We start from the raw sequence: 2,210 nt of genomic DNA on the forward strand, positions 1-2,210 counted from the left end.
GATGCAGAACACCGACGCCACGATGATCACATCGTCGCGTTTCAGCAGAGCCCGCGTCGCCGAGTGACGCATACCGTCAATCTGCTCGTTGATCGAGGATTCCTTCTCGATGTAGGTATCGGTGCGCGGGACGTAGGCTTCCGGCTGATAATAGTCGTAGTAGGAGACGAAGTATTCCACCGCATTGTTCGGGAAAAAGGACTTCATCTCGCCATACAGCTGCGCCGCCAGCGTCTTGTTCGGCGCCAGGATCAGCGTCGGACGCTGCACCGTCTGGATGACATGCGCCATGGTGAAGGTCTTGCCCGACCCGGTGACACCCAGCAGCACCTGATCCTTTTCACCCTGCCGCAGACCGGCGGTCAACTCCTCGATGGCGTTCGGCTGGTCGCCGGCCGGCGTATAGTCCGACACGACGACGAACTGCTTTCCGGCTTCCAGCTTCGCGAGCGGCCGGGCGGGAATGGCGGACAGAACGGGACTTGCCATGGGGCGGCGATCCGATCAGAGGAGGGGTACGGAACGGGAACCAATTATATGGCCGCAACGCTCCCGTCTGTCGAGCTTGGGCTGAGCGGCACTGCATCCCGCGCAGGTCAAGTCGCAGTGCCCCTCGCCCCCCACCTCACTGTTGCCCCAGCGCCTTCGGGTTCGAGATCCCCAACCGCGCCTTGACGATGGCCTCCAGCGAATCCATCAGGACATCCTGTCCCTCATTGTCGAAGTCGCCGGCGGCGATCTCGATGCACAGGCGGTGCTGCAGGGCTTCCACCCGTTTGCGCAGATCCTCGCCGGACAGCGCGTCGTCGGCGTCCTCGCCATAGAGCAGGGCGAGCGCGCCAAGCATCGAATGGCCGGCGGGGTCCAGCCCCTTCAACTCGCGCTCGGCAATCTCCAACGCATTGGCGACCATCAGCGCGGCAAAGCGTGCCTCCGGCGCCACATGCTGCAGCACGTCGGACCGGAAGGTGGAGGCGGCGATCTCCAGCAGGCCGCGAGCATCGGGATTGGCGCGCATCAGGCCACCTTCTCCACGGCGCCCGAGGCCATGCCGCCAACCGCCATGCCGCCGATGGCGCGCAGATGGCGCAGCATGTCCATTTCGATCTCCGGCAGCATGCGCCCGGTCAGCGCCAGTTCCAGAGAGCGCTCGGCGCCGGAGCTGTGGCGCAGCCCCTGCTCCACCGCAATCGCCGCCCAGCGCAGATAGGCCGCGGTCTCCCAATAGGCGACGCGCACCGGATCGACCCGGCGGCCGGAGGTTTCCTCATAGCCGGCGTAGAAATCCGCCCGGTCGGCGATGCCGCCCGCTTCGCGGTCCGGACGGCGGAACCGCCAGGACCGCGCACAGAACCAGCCCAGATCCTCCATCGGGTCGCTGAATCCGGCAAACTCCCAATCCAGGATCGCGGTCAGTTCACCGTCCTTGACCAGATAATTGCCGGTGCGGAAATCGCGATGGCACAGCACCACCGCCCCAGGCAACGGCGCGTTGATCTCCAGCCAGCGCAGCCCCCAGGCGATCACCGGATCGCGGCGGCCCAGATCGCCGAACCAGTGGCGGTACTGGGCCAGCGTCTCCTGCGCCGGGCATGCCGGCGCCTCGGCCAGCCGCTCCAACCCGTCGGTCTCCGGCGTGATACGGTGCAGCAGGCCAAGCTGCCGGCCAAGCTCACGGGCCAGTTCCGGCTGCGGCGCGTCGGAGCGTGTCACCGCATGACCGGCGCCCAGCCCCTCGGCCCGCCGCATGATATAGAAATCGTGGCCCAGCACCGCCGGATCGTCGCAGCCGAACAGCGGTTCCGGCGCCATCACCCCGGCGGCGAAGGCGGCGCGCAGCACCACGAACTCCCGCAACTTGCCGATGCTGGCGGAGATACGCCCTCCGCCTTCCGCCCGCAGCACGCAGCCATGCCGTCCGGCCAGGGGGCCGCCGTCGATGTCCAGCGTCACCGCCAGATTCAGCGAGATCGCACCGCCCCCCAGCCGTCCATCCTCCGTCACCCGGACCCGGGATGCGCCAGCCTGTGCGGCCAGCCAGCTTTCCAGACGGCTGCGGTTTTCGGCGGACAGCGACGATGGCGGAGACTGGTCGGACGCTTTCACGACATGCATGGCGTTCTCCCTCCAGAGAGTGCGTGGCGCGTTGGGTCGCGCGTCTTTGTCCGTTATAGTCGCTGATGGTAGGCATGAACCGCTGTGCCGACAAG

At 66.8% G+C, this 2,210-nt stretch carries 3 protein-coding genes; all 3 read right to left on the minus strand.

All coding sequences use genetic code 11. The annotated features are described in order from the left end of the window. Positions 1-489, minus strand: a 489-nt coding sequence (locus I71_RS14515; RefSeq protein ID WP_042695563.1) for a DEAD/DEAH box helicase family protein, incomplete at its 3' end; no start/stop codon positions are given. A gap of 136 nt (positions 490-625) precedes the next feature. After that, positions 626-1,018, minus strand: a complete 393-nt coding sequence (locus I71_RS14520; protein WP_042695564.1) for a DUF6285 domain-containing protein — start codon at positions 1,016-1,018, stop codon at positions 626-628. Beyond that, positions 1,018-2,115, minus strand: coding sequence for a phosphotransferase family protein (locus I71_RS14525; protein ID WP_042695565.1), 1,098 nt, complete (start codon positions 2,113-2,115; stop codon positions 1,018-1,020). The genes I71_RS14520 and I71_RS14525 overlap by 1 nt, the downstream gene beginning before the upstream one ends. Positions 2,116-2,210: the final 95 nt, after the last annotated feature.

Source organism: Azospirillum sp. B506 (genome assembly GCF_000333595.1).
Classification (GTDB): domain Bacteria; phylum Pseudomonadota; class Alphaproteobacteria; order Azospirillales; family Azospirillaceae; genus Azospirillum.